Source organism: Pseudarthrobacter sp. NPDC058362 (assembly GCF_042723515.1).
Lineage (GTDB): Bacteria > Actinomycetota > Actinomycetes > Actinomycetales > Micrococcaceae > Arthrobacter.
Window position 1 is genome coordinate 288,286 of sequence record NZ_JBHXIW010000003.1, and the last position, 17,318, is coordinate 305,603.

Genomic DNA, 17,318 nt, shown 5'->3' on the forward strand with positions numbered 1-17,318 from the left:
CCGGATGTCCTAACGGTTCAGGCACCGGGCCGCCACGCGCCAGCGGTCCACCACGGAGCCGCCGCTGACCACGGCCACTTCGTCCACGAGGTTCACGGCCACGCAGACATGGTTCGGTACCACCCGAAGCCGCTCACCCAGGGCGGGCAGCTCCACATCCGCCGGCCACTGCACCGTTGCGTGGTGTTCGGACAATGCCGAGACCCGGGCGTCGGGGTAGTCCAGGAGCCGGCCGAAGCCGGTGGTCCAGGCGGGACGGTCCCCGCCCAGGATCTTGCTGCCCGAGTCCAGGACGATCCGGCGCGGTGCGGCGCCGCCGTCGTGCCGGCTCACCACCGTGGCGGCCACCGTCAGGGCAATGTCTTCCGGGGCGCAGCGTTCCAGTTCCAGCTGCTGGGCGTCACCAAAGACGTAGACACCGGGACGCACCTCTGTTGCTTGGGCCGGTGCGGTCAGCATGGCCGTGGGGGTGGATCCGCCGCTGAGCCGGGAAATCCGGAACCCGGCGGCTTCAAGCAGCCCGGCGGCGGTGGTGAGGGCGGTGCCTTCCTGCCGGGCCGCCGCCGCCGCCATTCCGGGCGCATAGCTGTGGCCGGGGAACGTGAAGACACCGGTCACGCGCAGCCCGGCGTTCGTCGCCGTGCGCGCCACGGAGACGGCGTCCTCCGGCAGCACTCCGCTGCGGTGGTGGCCGCTGTCGATTTCCAGCAGCACCTCCACCAATCCGGCCGCATCACCGAGCGCTGCACCCATCGCCGCCGCGCCCTCAGCCGAGTCGACGCCCACCGATACCGCCACCGACCCCGCCAGCCGGCGCAGCCGCTCCGCCTGGGCCGGCCGGACCCACAGGGGATAGGCGATGAAGATGTCCTGCACGCCGTCCGCCGCAAACACCTCCGCTTCACCCAGCGTGGCCACCGTGAGTCCCGCGGCCCCTGCGGCCAGCTGCAACCGGGCGATTTCGGTCATCTTGTGCGTCTTGGCATGCGGCCTCAGCTGCAGGCCCTTCCCGCCCACCGTTTCCGCCATCCGGGTAATGTTGCGGGCCAGGACGTCCCGGTCGATGAGGATTTCGGGTGTCTCGATGTCCGCCGGGATGGTCATGGCAGGCTCCTCCTGGAGATGTTCGCGGTGCGGTTCAATGCCGCGGAAGCGGGCCGCGCTGAAACGGGCCGCGCTCAATCGGGCACAGTGCAGAGGCAAGCGTACGACGGCGGGAGGCCCCGCCGTCGTACGCTCCACTGTGTCAGGGGTGCTGGAATCCGCCCGCTTACTGCGGGATGGTCACCCCGGCGGTGTGGCTGCCGTAACTCTGGTCATCAAATGCTGCCCCGCCCAGGCCGCACAGCTGCGCTGCGGTCATGCCGGACGGCGGTGCACCCAGCGACGTCTTCGCCGGTGAGCTGCCGTCCAGTGTGACCTGGCTCGGGTAGAGCGAGTTCGTGGCTTCGCTGCAGACAAGCACGATCACCTTGAAGTCCCTGGGGTTCACGAACGTCAGGGCAACAGTTCCGCCCGCGCCGACGACAGCCTGCTGGGGTGCCGCTGTGTCGTGGCCCGCCGGCGTGGTGGTCTCCACCACCCAGTAGTTGCCGATGGGCACATTGGTGAAGGAGCAGGTTCCCGCAGCACTGGTGGTGCAGGTGGTGGCCGGGGTTACCGCAGTGTCCTCGGCTCCCATCGCAGTGCCCACGGGGGCAAAGTCGTTGTAGAGCGTGAAGACAGCACCCTGCAGTGCGGAGGCCGGACTGTCATCGTTCACCTTGGTGATGTTGATGGTTCCGCACCGGGACGCCCCGGCACTGATGGGCGCGATGAAGTCCTTGACCGCGGACGTGAATGAATCGGAGGACCGGCTCTTCAGGTATGCGGACGCGAACGGCTGGCAGGTGTTGGCCGGGATGATGCCCGAATCCGTCAGGTTGATGGCGGCCTCACCGAAGGTGCGCACGCTCAGGGTCCGCGGTGCGTCCGGAGCGATCGGGTCCACGACCTCCACGGTGTTGATGGAGCCTTCAAAGAACCCTGTCAGCGCGTTTACCGTGCCCCAGCAGGGGAGGGTGTTCGAGGCTTCGCAGTCCGTGCGGGGGTTTCCCGTGGTGATCCATTCGTGGTAGCCGAGGCTGGGGTTGACGCCGCCCTGGGAGAGGTCGTACTTGACCAGGATGTCACCGGCGGTGCGGACTGGGGTGACGCCGTTGGCGGATGTCACCTTCGACTGGTTGAACTCGAAGTCCATGTTGGTGGTGCCATTGGGTTCCTGGACGCGCTCCCATGCCAGGTAGAGGAAGTCCTTGCCGCCCTCCTGGGTCATTTTTGTGTAGAACCGCAGGAGGTCGCTCTTGTTGTTGGGGATGGAGCCGTTGACTACCGTGGGAACAGCATCGTCCTCTTTGGTGCCGTTGCCGAACGAATTATCGCCCTGCCCGGTGGGAAGGTCGATGCCGCAGCCGCCGGTGGTGACGGAACAGTTTATTCCCGCGTTGGCCCAGTCCATGGCCTCATCGTTGACTACCAGGTTGCCGTCGCCGGTGTCGAAGCCGCTCCCGGCCAGGTTTGCCTGGGAAGCCGGGGCGCCGCTGAGGGCAAGGGCGAGGACAGCCACGGTCACGCCAATTTGGGCCCGAATTTTTGTATGCATGATTCACTTCCAGAGAGTACGGAAGAAAGTGTTCACCGGACCCAGTGTCCGGCGGATGCTGCCCAGCCAGCGCAAGGGGTGCAGCTGTACGGTGCGTCCGGAAAAGGGCCCGTGTAGTGAATCCGGTGAGAAGAGGAATCGCCGGGGCGCGGTCCGGTCGCAAACGCGTCAGATGCGCCTGCACGTGATGGCGCCGGCAAGGCGCCGACCCGGCCGTTGCCGGGTCCCGCGGACTGCTCTGAGTGAAATCCGTGGCGAGGAAGTCTCAACCCCCGCGCACATCCTAGTCCCGGCCCCCACCGGGCAACAAGAACTTTTTAAACCCTGGCCATGGCCGGAGCCTTCAGCGGCAGAAGAGCCGGCATCATGGACAGCTTCCAGCCGGTGCACGAACTCGACGACGAAACCTGGGACCTCGTGTTCAACATCGACGTCACGTCCCTCATGCGGCTGATGCGCGCAACCGTGCCCCTGATGCTGGAGGCCGGCTACGGCTCGGTGGTCAACGTGACCTCGGAAGCGGGCCTGCGCGGATCCGGGTCAACGCCGTGGCTCCGGGCGGCACCCGGACCAATATCCACGCAGAGTTCAAGACCCAACTGGGGGCGGAAGTGCTGGGCCCCTACATGCAGGCGAACGTGCCGCCCATTGCCGAACCCGAGGAACTCGCTGCCGGCATCACGTTCCTGCTGAGCCGGGACGGGACCAACATCAACGGCGTGGTCCTGGCATCGGACAACGGCTGGAACGCGGTGTGACAGACGCCGTCCGACGCTGGCGGTCCTTAGCGGCTGCGCAGCACCGCCAACCGGTTTTGGTACTCGGCCTCGTCGATCTCGCCGCGTGCGAACCGCTCCGCCAGCAGGTCTTCGGCGCTGCGTGACGGCGGGGCCTGGTAGTGCTGATGCCCGGGAGCGCGCAGCGAGCGGGCCAGCAGGACAACGCCGGCGATGATGGCTCCCCAAAAGATGAGCATGCTGATGCTCATCATGATGTAACCCCAGATCCCCATGTCACCGCTCCAGCCATACATCATTTCGGGACCTCCGCCCATTCGGGGACGGGCTTGCTGCCCGTCGTGTGTACTTCCACTATTGCCGGTGGGCGGGCGCCGGGGCAGGGGCGAAGGTCCCCTGCTGGAACCGGATCCGCCACTGCCCCGGGACCGACCGGAAGGCTAGTAGCGGTTCCGCCGGAGGAGCTTTTCAGCGCCCACCACCACCGAGGCGAGCGCGGCGATCCCCAGGATCCTCAGCCAGGCGTCGGCAGTGATGGGCGCCGTGTGGAAGAGCCCGTTCATGGCGGGCGCATACGTGATGGCCAGCTGCCCCGCGGCCTGGACCAGGACGCCCAGGATGATCCAGCGGTTGCTGAAGAACCCGATGCGCCAGGCCGACCTGGTGAAGGAACGGCAGCTGAACAGGTAGAAGAGTTCGACGGCGACGAAGAGGTTGACGGCCGCGGTCCGGGCCTCGGCCACGGAGGCCCCGGCGGCCAGTTCAAGTCCGAAGATCCACCAGGTGCCCCCCACCAGGAGGGCCGAGACCAGCAGGATGCGGAGGGTCAGCGCCCAGGTCAGGAGCGGTCGGGCAGGGTCCCGCGGCGGCCGGGACATCAGCCCGGGTTCCTTCGGCTCGAAGGCGAGCATCAGGCCCAGGGCCACGGCTGTGGTCATGTTGATCCACAGGATCTGCGTCGGCAGGATCGGCAGGGTAGTGCCCAGCAGGATCGCGGCGAGGATTACCAGGCCCTCGCCCATGTTGGTGGGCAGCGTCCACACGATGAACTTGGTGAGGTTGTCGAAGACGTTGCGTCCCTCTTCGACCGCTGCTTCGATCGTGGCGAAGTCGTCATCGGTCAGGACGATGTCTGCGGCCTCTTTCGCCACCTCCGTCCCTGACCTTCCCATGGCGATCCCGACGTTGGCCTGCCGGAGCGCCGGTGCGTCGTTGACGCCGTCGCCCGTCATGGCCGCCACATGCCCGCGCTCCTGCAGGGCCCCGATCAGCCGCAGCTTCTGCTCCGGCGAGACGCGGGCGAACACATTCGCCTTCTCCACCGCTGCCGGGAGCTTCGCCGGAGAGAGGGCATCGATGTCGGCCCCGGTGAGGGCTGTTCCGGTTTCCCGGGAAGCGGCAAGGCCAACGGCTGAGGCGATGGACACTGCAGTGCCCAGATGGTCGCCGGTGATCATTTTCACCGCGACGCCGGCCTGGTGGCAGGCGGCCACCGCGGCGGCGGCCGCCTGCCGCGGCGGGTCCTGCATGGCCTGCAACCCGGTCAGCGACAGCCGCCCCCGGAGCCGGGCATCCGAGAGCGTGCCGGGCAAACCGTCCGGCAGCTGAACCATCGCGGTGGCCAGGACCCTCAGCCCGGTCCGGGCGAGCCGGTGGGCTTCGGCCAGGACTTCCGTACGCTGCAGCGGGATCTCCCGGCCGGCGGCGTCCAGCTGGCTGCCGCACAGGTCCAGGATGCGCTCCACGGACCCCTTGGCCAGCACAATGGCGCCTGCGTCCGCCCGGCCATGGATGGTGGCCATGTACTGCCGTTCGGAGGTGAAGGCCAGCGTCCCCGTCCGCGGGGCGTCGGCCAGGAACACCTGGCCGTCCACACCGCCCTTGCCGGCGGAAACCAGCATCGCCGCCTCCGTGGGGTCGCCCTTGGCCACCCATGCGCCGTCCTCGCGGACCACGGTCGAATCGTTGCAGGCAGCGCCGGCCAGCAGGGACCAGCGTAGCGCTTCGTCGTGCCGGTGCTCCCGCAGCATGTCCGCGGCGGGCCCCCCTGCAGGACGGATGGCACCTTCGGGTCCGTAGCCCGACCCGGTCACCTCATAGCGGCCGGCAGGTGTCCACAATGCCCGGACAGTCATCTGGTTCTCGGTAAAGGTTCCGGTTTTGTCCGAGCAGATCACCGTGGTGCTGCCCAGCGTTTCCACTACAGGAAGGCGCCGCACCACGGCGCGGCGCCGGGCCATGCGGCGGACACCGATCGCCAACGTGACGGTCACCGCGGCCGGCAGGCCTTCCGGGATGGCACCCACGGCGAGTGCGACGGCGGCGGTGAAGGTGAGCGCGGCGGGTTGCCCCCGTGCCACACCGGCAGCGAAGGCGACGGCGGCGAGCGCAAGGATCGCAACCGTCAGGGTCATGCTGAACCGGGCCAGTTTTTGGGTTAGGGGCGTGGCCAGGGATTGTACGGAGCCCATAAGACGGTGGATTTCGCCGAGTTCGGTTTCCCCTCCGGTGGCCACGGCAACGCCCGCGCCGGTACCGGCGGTCACCAGGGTGCCGCTGTAGGCCATGTTCCGGCGGTCAGCCACCGGAGTGCCGGGCGGGAGGGCAACCGGGTCCTTCGCCACGGGGTCGGATTCCCCGGTGAGGGCGGATTCGTCCACCTTCAGCCCCGCCAGCCGGACCAGCCTCAGGTCCGCCGGGATCTTGTTGCCGGCCTCCACGAGCACCAGGTCGCCGGGCACGAGATCCTCGGAGGGGACTTCCCGGCGCTCGCCGTTGCGGATGACGGTGGCCGGGGTGTGGACCATGGAGCGCAAGGCGTCAAGGGCCGCTTCGGCCCGGACTTCCTGGACCAGTCCCACCAGGGTGTTGATGAGCACCACGGCCAGGATGACGCCGGAGTCCAGATATTCGCCCAGGACCATCGTGACCGCGGCTGCCGCCAGCAAGACGTAAATAAGGGGATTGTTGAACTGGCGGAGGATTTTGCGCAGGAGCCCGCCGTCGTTGGCCGGGGGCAGTACATTGGCGCCGAAGCGTTCGCGCCGGGCCGTGACTGTCCCGTGGTCCAGCCCCCGTTCAGCGTCGGTCTCCAGCAGCAGCAGCACTTCGTGCGCCGGCAGGCCATGGTGGGCGGCCTCGCGGGAGCCGTTGCCCGCCGGTCGTGCGCCAATGCCTGGTGGTCCTGCCATCATGGGCGCCCTTGTGCGCCGCCGGTCTCACTCGCGGCCACAGTGTGCACTGTGCGGAGGAAGCTGTCCGGGTTCAGCGAGATCGAGTCGATGCCCTGCTCCACCAGGAACGCGGCGAAGTCAGGGTAGTTGCTGGGCGCCTGCCCGCAGATCCCGATCTTGATGCCGGCCCTGTGAGCTTCCCTGATGGCCTGGCTGATCATGGCGGTGACGGCTTCGTCCCGTTCATCGAACAGGTCCGCCAGCTGCTCCGAGTCCCTGTCCACGCCCAGGACCAGCTGGGTGAGGTCGTTGGAGCCGATGGAAAACCCGTCGAAGCGGGAGGCAAACTTCCCCGCCAGGACCACGTTCGCCGGGATTTCGCACATCATGTAGACCTGCAGCCCGTCGCGGCCGCGGACCAGGCCGTGTTCAGCCATGACGGCCAGGACCCTGTCCGCTTCGTCCGGGGTCCGGCAGAACGGCACCATGACCACCACGTTTACGAACCCGGCCAGCTCCCGCACCCGCTTGAGTGCACGGCATTCGAGGGCAAAGCCCTCACGGTAGCGTTCGTGGTAGTAGCGGGATGCGCCGCGGAAGCCCAGCATGGGATTCTCCTCGGGCAGCTCGAAGGCAGACCCTCCCAACAGGTGGGCGTACTCGTTGCTCTTGAAGTCGCTGAGCCGGACGATGACCGGGTGGGGGTGGTAGGGCGACGCGATCTTGGCAATGCCGGTGGCGAGGGTCTGTACGAAATACTCTTCCGGGTCCGGGTAGCCGGCGGTGAGTTCGCGGATACGGCGGGCCTCGTCAGGGTCGGCCACCCGTTCGGGGTGGACCAGGGCCATCGGGTGGACCTGGATGAGGTTGTTGATGATGAACTCCATCCGCGCCAGTCCCACACCGGCCGCGGGCAGCCGCCACCACTGGAATGCCGCGGCGGGACTGGCGATGTTGACCATCATGGCGGTGCGGGTGGACGGCAGGCTCCCCAGGTCCACTTCCTCGGTGTCGAAATCCAGCAGCCCCGCATAGACAGTCCCGGCTTCGCCCCCGGCACAGGACAGGGTGACCGGGCCGCCGTCGGGAATGCTTTCGGTGCCGTGCCTGGTGCCGACGACGGCAGGAACCCCCAGTTCCCGGCTGACGATTGCGGCATGGCTGGTGGGGCCGCCGTGGTCGGTGATGATCCCGGCGGCCCGCTTCATCACCGGCACCCAGTCCGGGTCCGTCATCTCCGTGACCAGGATGGCGCCGTCCCGGAAGTCCCCGATCCGGGAGACGTCCCGGATCACGCAGGCGTCGCCGCGGGCAATGGTGTCACCCACAGCCGCGCCGGTGGCCAGGACCTCGCCGCTGCCGCGCAGGTGGTGGACCGTGAAGCGGGTCGCGCTCCGGAGGGCCTGCACTGTCTCCGGCCGGGCCTGCACCATGAACAGTTCACCGGTGAGGCCGTCTTTTGCCCATTCCATGTCCATGGGCCGGCCGTAGTGGTTTTCCACTGCCACGGCCCAGCGGGCCAGCGCAATGATGTCCGCGTCCGGCAGGACGAAGGCGGCCCGCTCCCGCGCGGAGGTGGGCACCAGCCTGGTACGTGCATGCCCGCCCCGCCCGTAGACGAGCTTGTGCTCCTTGGCGCCCAGGGACTTTTCGATAATCGGCACCGCGCCTTCCGTGGCCAGCAGCGGTTTGAACACCTGGTATTGGTCGGGGTTCACGGTTCCCTGCACCACTGTTTCGCCCAGGCCCCACGCCGCACTGATGACCACGGCCCGGGGAAACCCGGAATCAGTGTCGATCGAAAACATCACGCCGGAAGCACCGGCGTCGGACCTTACCATCCGCTGCACCCCGACGGACAGGGCGACGTCCATGTGGTCGAAGCCCTTAAGTTCGCGGTAGCTGATGGCCCGGTCGGTGAACAGCGACGCGTAGCAGCGGCGGCAGGCATCCAGGAGCGCGCGCTCGCCGGAGACGTTCAGGAATGTCTCCTGCTGCCCGGCGAAGCTGGCATCGGGAAGGTCCTCGGCGGTGGCGCTGCTCCGGACGGCGACGGCGACGTCGGCCTGTCCGGTGCGCCTGCAGAGTTCCCGGTAGTGGGACGTGAATGCACGGGCCGTATCCTCGGGGAATTCCCCGGCGAGGAACAGCTCCCGGACCGCTTCGCCGGTTTCGCGCAGGGAACTGCGGCCGCTGCGGTAGGCCTCGATCCATTCCCGCATGACCGGCTCCAGCCTGTTTGCGCGGACGAAGGCGCGGTAGGCTGCGGAGGTTGTCGCGAAGCCTACGGGGACGCGGACGCCCTCCGCGCGCAGCGCCTGCGTCAGTTCACCGAGGGAAGCGTTCTTCCCGCCGACCCGCGGGACATCGGCCATACCCAGGGCCTCGAACCACATGACCGATTCTTCCTGCATCCTGCGTCCTCCTTCGTAGCTCTCCGGGCGGCGGCAGGTGCCGGGCCTACCCGTGCGTGGTTGTTTCGGGGGTGTGGACCACCAGCACCGGACAGTGGGCGTGTGCCACGAGGGCGGACGTGACCGAACCCAGCAGCATGCCGCCAAAACCGCCGTGGCCGCGCTTGCCCACCACCACCAGATCCGCGTGGCGGCTCGCCTCGATCAGCGAGTCGCGCGGATGTCCACGCACCAGGCGCGGATGAACGTTCGACGGCGTGTCCCCGCCAAAGGTGTCCGCCATCGCCTTCCGGAGCACCGCGCCGGCCTCCTCCTCGAATTCCTCGAAACCGACGGCGACGTAGCCCGCATACGCCTGCGGGTAATCCCAGTACGCGGTGGCATCCACCTGGGCGTGCAGGGCGGCAGCGAGCCTCTGGGCCTGCCGCAGGGCTTCAAGGGAGGCATCCGAGCCGTCCACGCCCACCAGGATCCGCTGGTACGGCTCTCCGCTGTTCATGGCGGCCTATTCGAAGCCGGCGCGGGTCACGTCATCAAGTGATGTGTGCCAGGCCATCGGGGCGGTCAGGTTGAAACGCCGTCCGGTGATTGAATCGGGGGTGATGCGGATCAGGTGCTCCTGGCCCACGCCCTGCCAGGGGAACAGGCCGCGGCGGATCTTGTTGAGTTCCTCGCCGGTGGAGCGGGTATCCTCCGCCCGGCCTTTGACCACCACGCTCCATGCGAGCCCAAATTCACCGCTGAGGGCGTCCGCCTCCAGTGCCACCACGCTGTCCGAGGCGATGGCCTGCTGCTTGGTGCCTGCCCCGGTGCGGAACACCAAAGTGTGTCCGTCCACCATGAAATTGACGGGAAATACGTCAGGATGCCCGTCCGCGATCACCGCCAGGCGCCCTACCTTGGCTTCGGCCAACAGTTTCCAGCACTCGTCCGGGTCCAGGATTTCCGCCTCGGGGACCATGTTCTTATTGCTCATGCCGTGAGCCTACGGGGACGCCCCGCCTCGAAACAGGGCCCAAAGACCCGCATGGCAGTATGCCTGGCGGCGGCGACTCTCCTAGACTCGTCAAAGAGGATAGCCCCGGCTCCGGTGGGGGCGGCAACAGGAGGTCAGGCGTGGGCAACGAACTGCCGTGGAGTTCTCCGATGACCAGGAGGGCCGAGGACCTGCTGCGCGAATTCGTGGCAAGGGCGGATGAGCTCCTGGACTCCCAGGAGCGGATCAATGGACTGCTGGCCGCCGTCGTCTCGCTCGCCGAGGACCTCAGCCTGGAAGCGGTGCTGGATCGCGTGGTCCAGTCCGCCTGCGTGCTGGTTGGCGCCAAGTACGGTGCGCTGGGCGTGATCGGGGAAGACCGGACGCTCAGCCACTTCATTACCGTGGGCATCGACGATGACGGCATCCGCTCCATCGGGGATTTCCCGACGGGCCACGGCGTCCTGGGCCACCTGATCCGCGAGCCCAAGCCCCTGCGCCTCCATGACCTGGGCAAGCACCCCATGGCCTCGGGCTTCCCGGCCAACCACCCGCCGATGAAGACCTTCCTGGGCGTTCCGGTCAGGGTGCGGGATGCGGTGTTCGGCAACCTTTACCTGACGGAGAAGAGCGGCGGGCAGGACTTTACACCGGACGACGAGGACCTTGCCGTGGCGCTCGCCGCTGCCGCCGGCGTGGCAATCCAGAATGCGCGCCTTTTCGAGGACAGCGGCCGCCGGCAGCGGTGGCTGGAAGCCGGCATGGAATTGAGCAACCGGCTGATCACTGCCGGCGCGCCGGCGGATACGCGCACGCTGGACCAGGTGGCGGAAGCGGCGCTGAGGGTGTCTGACGCGGCGCTCGCCGTCGTTGCTGTCGCCGGGGTCGACGGCGTGCTGCGCTGCCGCTCGGCGATCGGGGAGCAGGGACTGCAGTCGGGGCAGGAAATACCCTCCCCTGATGTAGTGGAAAGCGTCATGGAGACGGGGGAGTCGCGGTTGGTCCGGGATCCGCGGGTGGTTCTGGGCGAGGGGGCCGCTGAAAAACTGGGGCCCGTACTGGTCTGTGCTCTGGGGCGACGTGGGACGGGCAACGGGGTGCTGCTGCTGGCCCGGCCGAAGGGCGCCGCCAGTTTCAACCAGGCGGACATCGATTCCAGCTCCCTGTTCGGCAGCCGGATCGGTGTAGCCCTGGACCTGGCCCACGTGAACGCCCTGCGCGAGCAGAACCTGTTGTTCACGGACCGGGAACGCATCGCGCGGGACCTTCACGACCTGGTGATCCAGCGCCTGTTCGCTGCCGGTTTGAGCATGCAGAGCCTGCGCCGGTACACGGCCGATCCTGTGGCCCACGAGCGGATCGGCGCCGTGACCGGCGAACTGGATGACACTATCCGGGAACTCCGGGACACCATCTATTCGCTGCGCACCGGCGAGTTGGATCGGGAGCCGCTGACCCGCCGTGTCCTCCGCGTTGTCCAGGAGGGGTCGCGCGGGCAGGCCGTCCGGCCGACGGTGGCCTTTGCCGGCTCCGTGGACAGCCTGGTGCCGGAAGAGGTGGCTGGGCACCTGCTGTCCGTCCTTTCCGAAGGGCTGAGCAACGCGCTCCGGCACTCCGAGGCGGGCGCGGTGGCCATCTCGGTCACGGCCGGCGGCGGCAGCGTGGACCTGATGGTCGAAGACGACGGCAAGGGCTTCGATCCGCCGGACCGGGAGAGCGGCCTGGCCAACATGCGCAGCCGCGCGGCGCTGCTGGGCGGCTCGTGCAACATTGACAGCACACCCGGATCCGGGACCCGGATCCGCTGGTCGGCGCCCGTCGGCTGACCATCCGGGCCGGTTTGCGGCGCGCTATCCACCGGCCCTGGTGACGTACACGGCGGCCTGGGTGCGGCGTTCGAAGCCCAGCTTGGCCAGGATGGAGGACACGTAGTTCTTGACGGTCTTCTCGGCCAGGAAAAGCTCTTCGCCGATCTGCCGGTTGGTCAGTCCGCGGCCTATAAGTGCCAACACCTTTTTTTCCTGGGCGCTGAGCGCTTCAAGCCGCGGATCGGAGGGGGCTTCGGTGAGTCCGTCAATGATCCGCTGTTCCACGCCCGGGGCGAAGAGTGATTCGCCGGCCGCTGCCCGGCGGATGCCGTCCAGCAGGGCGTCGCTCCTGATTTGCTTGAGGATGTATCCTGACGCGCCTGCCAGGACCGCGCCGCGGAGGGCCTGTTCGTCGTCGTAGCTGGTCAGGATCAGGCAGCGCAGGTCGGGGTCCAGGGAGCGCACATCGCGGCAGACCTCGATGCCGGTGCCGTCCGGAAGGCGGCCATCCAGGATGGCGATGTCAGGGTGGAGGGCCGGGATGCGGCGCGTGGCTTCCGCTGCGGACCCGCTTTCGCCCACCACCGTGAAGTCCTCCCCTTCGAGGAGGTCCTTGAGTCCCTGCCGGACGAGTTCGTGGTCATCGAGGATGAACACCCGGATTTCCCTGCGGCGTCCCGTCGATCCGGCTTGTCCCGCGTCCTGCGTGTGCACGTGGTGCTCCCGTTCTTCCAGCCCGGCCGCGCACACCGTGTGCACGGCCCTGATGGGCATGCAATCCATTGTTCCCTGCGGCAGGGTGTCCGGGTAGGGACTAAAGACCGCTTCCGCGTGTCCGGCGCGCGGGTTCGGCGCGGGCGCTATGGCTGAGCGGCGTTTGTGCTGGCCGCCCCGCGACTTCAGAGCTGTTGCGGCCGCGCTGGAGGTCCCGCCCAGGTAGTCCCAGGTTGCACCCAGGAGTTCTGCGGGGATGACGTGGTCGGCTTCGCCCTGCGCCACGAACACCGGCAGGTCCCGCAGCCGTCCGGCCGATGCCGTGGTTGGCGGCGGATCCCACCGCCGGCCCCACCCGCTGCAGCGGATCCAGCGACATGGGCGTCCTCTTGTCCCACCCCACCCTGTGCCTGAACGCGATCCTGGAGCAGGCGGGCCGCGGGCTCCTCGGGCTGGGCTTCCCGGTCCGTTCGTTCTGACCCTGATCCGTGGCAGGATCAGGTATGCCTGACCGCCTGATGCTGCTGGACACTGCGTCGCTCTACTTCCGCGCCTTCCATGGACTGCCGGATACGCTCCGGAGGGCGGACGGGACTCCGGTGAATGCCGTCCGGGGCCTCCTGGACATGATCGCCCGGCTGGTGGCCGAGTTCCGGCCGAGCCACCTGGTCGCGTGCTGGGATGACGACTGGCGGCCTGAATGGCGCGTGGCCCTGATCCCGTCCTACAAAGCCCACCGGGTAGCGGAAGCCCGGGCGGGAATGCCGGACATTGAAATCGTCCCCGCGCAACTGGAACAGCAGCTGCCGATGATCCGCCAGGTGCTCGCTTCGGCGGGGATCGCCGTGGTGGGCGCGCCGGGGTTCGAGGCCGACGACGTCGCGGGCACCTATGCCAGCCACGCGGACATGCCGGTGGACGTAGTGACGGGGGATCGGGACCTGTTCCAGCTGTGCGACGACGAGCGGCAGGTCCGCGTCCTCTACACAGCCCGTGGCATGAAGAATCTTGAGGTTTTTACAGAAGTTTCCGTGGTGGAAAGGTACCGGGTGCTGCCGCGCCAGTACGCCGACTTCGCCACCCTGCGCGGCGACGCCTCGGACGGGCTGCCCGGTGTGGCAGGAATAGGTGAGAAAACCGCGGCGTCACTGCTGCTTCGCTACGGCACGCTTGAAGCGCTGCTGGAAGAGGCCGCTGCGCCGGCAAGTACGGTCGCGGCTCCCGTGCAGGCCCGGTTGGCCGCGGCAGCAGAGTATCTCAGGTCGGCACCCGCCGTCGTCCGCCTGGTGCGGGACCTGTCCCTTCCTGGCCTCGAAGAAGCCGGTGCTGCCCTGGCGCCGCTTCCCGCGGCCCGCCGGAGGGACCTTGAGCGGCTTGCCGGGGAGTGGAACCTGGGCGGTTCGGTGGGCCGCCTGGTGGGCGCACTGTTACGCCCGGAACAATAGGTAGTAAGCTTGCTGATCAATACCGTGATGGCTGAATGGCCGGCACGTGGGAACCGGATGGATGTAGGGGGACGCCATGGACCAGGACAGGGCTCCTGTCGTTGTGCGCCGGCCAGCCGGCCGGACGATCGTGCCTGGCGGCAGGCGTGCCGCCGTCGCTCTGCTGACGCTTCTGGCAGCGGGCGCCATCGCCCTGGCCGCCATCCCGGCGCTGCGCAACGCTGAACCGGATGACGCGGCACTGCGCGGTCTCCAGATACGAGTCCTCGCCATTAGCCAGGCTGCCGCCGAGAACCGGATCGACGGCGCCCTGGACGCACTGGCCGCGCTCGAACGCGACCTTGACGAGGCCGCGGGATCAGGCCTCGTTTCCGCAGCCCGCTTCAGGGGGATCGACGCGGCGCTTGAGGCCGTCCGCGCGGACCTGATGCGGGAGGCCGACGCCGGGGCTGCCGCCGCCAAGGCTGCCGTTGCGGCTGCGTCCCCCAGTCCCACTCCTGCGCCGGCGCCCACCGTGGCGTCCCTGGTGCCTGCTCCGATTCCGCAACAGCCCGGAGCGGTGCAGGAACCGGCACCGGTTCCCGCAGCCAAGCCAGGACCGCCTGCCGATGTCCAGGAGCCCAAGGGCAAGGCGAAGGGGGCCGGAAAGCCCTGAGTGTGTCCGGGCAGGCAGAATGGACGGATGACTTCTCTGCGCCTGGACAACCCCGCCAAGGGCGCGGCCCCCTTTGACCTCGACGCCATCGGTTCGGGACTCGCCTTCGCCGGTTCCCTGTCTGCGCTGGCTTCCGCGCTGGCGGCGGGGGAGGCTGACGGAACCGGCGCCGCGGCTGTGGTCCAGGCCCCGCCCGGCACCGGTAAGACCACGCTGGTCCCGCCTCTGCTGGCCAACATGGTGCCGGGTACGAAGGTGGTGGTCACCCAGCCGCGGCGGGTGGCGGCACGCGCAGCCGCGCGGCGGCTCGCGGCCCTGGATGGCAGCATCCCGGGCAACCGAGTCGGCTACACGGTGCGCGGCGAGCGCAACGCGGGTCCCCGGACCCGGGTCGAGTTCGTTACCCCCGGCATCCTGCTTCGCCGGCTCCTGGCGGATCCGGGCCTGGGCGGCGTCGGCGCCGTGATCCTGGATGAAGTCCACGAACGCGGCCTGGACACCGACCTCCTCATCGGCATGGTGGCCGAGGTCCGTGCGCTCCGCGGTGACCTTGCCGTCGTCGCCATGTCCGCCACCCTGGACGCTGACCGGTTCGCCGCGCTCCTGGCAGGGCCCGAGGGCGGCACCCTGGCCGCCGTCGTCGACTGCCCTGCCGTCCTCCACCCGCTGGAGACCCGCTGGGTTCCGGCGCCCGGCCCCCGGCTGGATGCGCGGGGCGTGACCCGTGCGTTCCTGGACCACGTGGCTGCGACCGTCGCCGGCGCGCACGCGCAGGCGCTGGCCCGGGACGGCAGCACGGATGCCCTGGTTTTCCTGCCCGGCGCGCGGGAGGTGGCTCACGTGGCCGCCGTGCTCCGCGGAGCATCGGGCGGAACCACGGACATCGTGGAACTGCACGGCCAGGCCAGTGCCGCCGAGCAGGACCGGGCTGTTTCCGGCCGGACGCCGGGCGGCCGGCCCCGGATCATCGTCTCCACCGACCTGGCGGAATCGTCGCTGACCGTCCCCGGCGTCCGGCTGGTGGTGGACTCCGGCCTCACCCGCGAGCCGCGCCGGGATGCCGCCCGCGGGATGAGCGGGCTGGTGACCGTCTCCTGCTCGCAGGCGTCCGCCGTGCAGCGTGCCGGCCGTGCCGCGCGGCAGGGGCCGGGCACCGTGGTGCGCTGCTACAGCGACCAGGCGTTTGGCGCCGCCCCCGCGCACGTCACCCCGGAAATCGCGACGGCGGACCTCACCGGGGCGGCCCTGGTGCTGGCCTGCTGGGGCTCGCCGAGGGGAGAAGGACTTGCGCTGCCGGATGCGCCGCCCGGGCCCGCGATGGATGATGCCATGGAGCTGCTCCGCGAGTTGGGCGCCGTGGACCCGGACGGGCACGCGACCGCCCACGGAAAGCTTCTTGTCGGGATCCCGGCCGACCCCAGGCTCGCCCGTGCGTTGTTGGACGGCACCCCTGTCGCAGGTGCGGTGGCAGCGGACGTTGTTGCTGTCGTCGCGGGGGACCACCGGGCGCCGGGGGCGGATCTGGCCGGACTGCTCACGCGGCTGCGGTCCGACGCCGGGCCGGAGGGCCGCCGGTGGAAACACGAGTCGCTTCGGCTCCGGGAGGTCGCGCGGCGGGCCGGGGCAGTTGCGGGGACCAACGGCTCCGGGGGTGGTGCCGCCCTGGTGGGTTCCGTCGTTGCGCTTGCCTACCCGGACCGCGTGGCGCGCCGGGTGCCGGGCGAGGGGGAACGCTACCTGCTGTCCTCCGGGACGCGGGCGGGCCTGCCCGCCGGCAGCAGCCTGGCCGGGCACGAATGGCTTGCGGTGGCGGAGGTGGCGCGGGCCGAGGGGCGGGACGCTGCCGGCACCGGGGCCGTGATCCGCTCAGCGGCGCCGTTGAGCGCGGACGCCGCTGAGGAATGCGCTGCGCACCTGGTGTCGGAGGAGGTGGAAGCGGAGGTGGTGCAGGGTAAGGTGGCTGCCCGCCGGGTGAGGCGGCTCGGTGCGATCGTGCTGGCGTCAACGCCCGTGCGCCCTTCCCCGGAGCAGGGGCGTGCCGCCCTGGCGCGGCTGCTGCGGCGGGACGGCCTGGGGGCCCTGGAATGGTCGACGGCGGCAGCGGCCCTACGCCGTCGGCTCGCCTTGCTGCGGCGCGAACTGGGGGAGCCGTGGCCGGATGTTTCGGATGAGGCGCTGCTGGCCGATCCTGATGCCTGGCTAGGGCCGGAACTCGAAGTCCTTGGCGGCGGGGCGGCCTTCGCTTCTGTTGACCTGACTGACGCGCTGCGGCGGCTGCTGCCATGGCCCGAGGCCGCCTCGCTGGAGCAGCTTGCCCCGGAATGGCTGGCCGTGCCCAGCGGCTCGCGGATCCGCGTGGACTACCCGGCAGCGGGGGACCCGGACGGCCGTCCCGTGGTGGCCGTGAAGCTACAGGAATGCTTCGGGCTGGCGGAGACGCCGCGGGTCGCCGGCGGCAGGGTGGCGGTCCTGTTCCACCTGCTCTCGCCCGCCCGCCGTCCGCTGGCGGTGACCGACGACCTGCCATCCTTCTGGTCCGGGCCCTACGCGCAGGTCCGCGCCGAGATGCGGGGACGCTATCCGCGCCACCCCTGGCCCGAGGACCCCTGGACCGCACCCGCCACGGCCCGGACCAACCGGCGGAAATAAGCCGGGCGCGCGCGTCGTCCGGGAACCTTCTGTCCCGTTTGCCAGGCCGGGGTGAAAACTTCGATACACAGCCGAAACCTGTCATCGACGCATTGAAACATGCCGC

The 17,318-nt window shown here is 69.2% G+C and carries 13 protein-coding genes and 1 pseudogene; 6 read left to right on the forward strand and 8 right to left on the reverse strand.

Going from position 1 to position 17,318, the window contains the following annotated elements:
- Positions 1-9: 9 nt before the first annotated feature.
- Both ACFWIX_RS08915 and ACFWIX_RS08920 read right to left on the reverse strand, forming a co-directional pair.
- Positions 10-1,104 (reverse strand): alanine racemase, encoded by a 1,095-nt coding sequence (locus tag ACFWIX_RS08915; RefSeq protein ID WP_377215764.1) that lies wholly within the window; start codon positions 1,102-1,104, stop codon positions 10-12.
- Between the two features lie 166 nt (positions 1,105-1,270).
- Entirely contained in the window at positions 1,271-2,641 is a 1,371-nt protein-coding gene (locus ACFWIX_RS08920) for a prealbumin-like fold domain-containing protein (RefSeq protein ID WP_377215765.1), read from the reverse strand.
- Positions 2,642-3,007: 366 nt separating this feature from the next.
- Between ACFWIX_RS08920 and ACFWIX_RS08925 the strand changes: the two are divergent.
- Positions 3,008-3,399, forward strand: a pseudogene (locus tag ACFWIX_RS08925) (SDR family NAD(P)-dependent oxidoreductase).
- 26 nt (positions 3,400-3,425) lie between these two features.
- Here the strand turns inward: ACFWIX_RS08925 and ACFWIX_RS08930 are convergent.
- The 5 genes from ACFWIX_RS08930 to ACFWIX_RS08950 form a co-directional block, all read right to left on the reverse strand.
- On the reverse strand, positions 3,426-3,653 hold the full coding sequence (locus ACFWIX_RS08930; protein ID WP_377215766.1) for an SHOCT domain-containing protein: 228 nt from the start codon (positions 3,651-3,653) through the stop codon (positions 3,426-3,428).
- A 165-nt stretch (positions 3,654-3,818) separates the two neighbouring features.
- The gene (locus ACFWIX_RS08935) at positions 3,819-6,569 is read right to left on the reverse strand and encodes an HAD-IC family P-type ATPase (protein ID WP_377215767.1); all 2,751 of its coding nucleotides are present in this window, start codon (positions 6,567-6,569) and stop codon (positions 3,819-3,821) included.
- Positions 6,569-8,965 carry a phosphoenolpyruvate synthase gene (ppsA, locus tag ACFWIX_RS08940; RefSeq protein ID WP_377215768.1) on the reverse strand — a complete coding sequence of 799 codons (2,397 nt, stop codon included), beginning with the start codon at positions 8,963-8,965 and terminating at the stop codon, positions 6,569-6,571. Before ppsA ends, ACFWIX_RS08935 begins: the two co-directional genes overlap by 1 nt.
- A gap of 46 nt (positions 8,966-9,011) precedes the next feature.
- Entirely contained in the window at positions 9,012-9,464 is a 453-nt protein-coding gene (locus ACFWIX_RS08945) for a universal stress protein (RefSeq protein ID WP_377215769.1), read from the reverse strand.
- Positions 9,465-9,470: 6 nt separating this feature from the next.
- Positions 9,471-9,941: a pyridoxamine 5'-phosphate oxidase family protein gene (locus tag ACFWIX_RS08950; protein WP_377215770.1), complete on the reverse strand. Its 471-nt coding sequence runs from the start codon at positions 9,939-9,941 to the stop codon at positions 9,471-9,473.
- Positions 9,942-10,111: 170 nt separating this feature from the next.
- Between ACFWIX_RS08950 and ACFWIX_RS08955 the strand changes: the two genes are divergently transcribed.
- The gene (locus ACFWIX_RS08955) at positions 10,112-11,767 is read left to right on the forward strand and encodes a GAF domain-containing sensor histidine kinase (RefSeq protein ID WP_377215908.1); all 1,656 of its coding nucleotides are present in this window, start codon (positions 10,112-10,114) and stop codon (positions 11,765-11,767) included.
- A gap of 24 nt (positions 11,768-11,791) precedes the next feature.
- Here the strand turns inward: ACFWIX_RS08955 and ACFWIX_RS08960 are convergent, their stop codons facing one another.
- Positions 11,792-12,406 (reverse strand): response regulator, encoded by a 615-nt coding sequence (locus ACFWIX_RS08960; RefSeq protein ID WP_377215909.1) that lies wholly within the window; start codon positions 12,404-12,406, stop codon positions 11,792-11,794.
- A gap of 374 nt (positions 12,407-12,780) precedes the next feature.
- Between ACFWIX_RS08960 and ACFWIX_RS08965 the strand changes: the two genes are divergently transcribed.
- The 4 genes from ACFWIX_RS08965 to hrpB all read left to right on the forward strand — a co-directional run bounded on the left by ACFWIX_RS08965 (position 12,781) and on the right by hrpB (position 17,212).
- The gene (locus ACFWIX_RS08965) at positions 12,781-12,942 is read left to right on the forward strand and encodes a hypothetical protein (protein ID WP_377215771.1); all 162 of its coding nucleotides are present in this window, start codon (positions 12,781-12,783) and stop codon (positions 12,940-12,942) included.
- A gap of 24 nt (positions 12,943-12,966) precedes the next feature.
- Positions 12,967-13,908, forward strand: coding sequence for a 5'-3' exonuclease H3TH domain-containing protein (locus tag ACFWIX_RS08970; protein WP_377215772.1), 942 nt, complete (start codon positions 12,967-12,969; stop codon positions 13,906-13,908).
- A 76-nt stretch (positions 13,909-13,984) separates the two neighbouring features.
- A complete protein-coding gene (locus ACFWIX_RS08975) occupies positions 13,985-14,563 on the forward strand; it encodes a hypothetical protein (RefSeq protein ID WP_377215773.1) in 579 nt (192 codons plus the stop codon).
- A 27-nt stretch (positions 14,564-14,590) separates the two neighbouring features.
- Positions 14,591-17,212 carry an ATP-dependent helicase HrpB gene (gene hrpB, locus ACFWIX_RS08980; protein WP_377215774.1) on the forward strand — a complete coding sequence of 874 codons (2,622 nt, stop codon included), beginning with the start codon at positions 14,591-14,593 and terminating at the stop codon, positions 17,210-17,212.
- Positions 17,213-17,318: the final 106 nt, after the last annotated feature.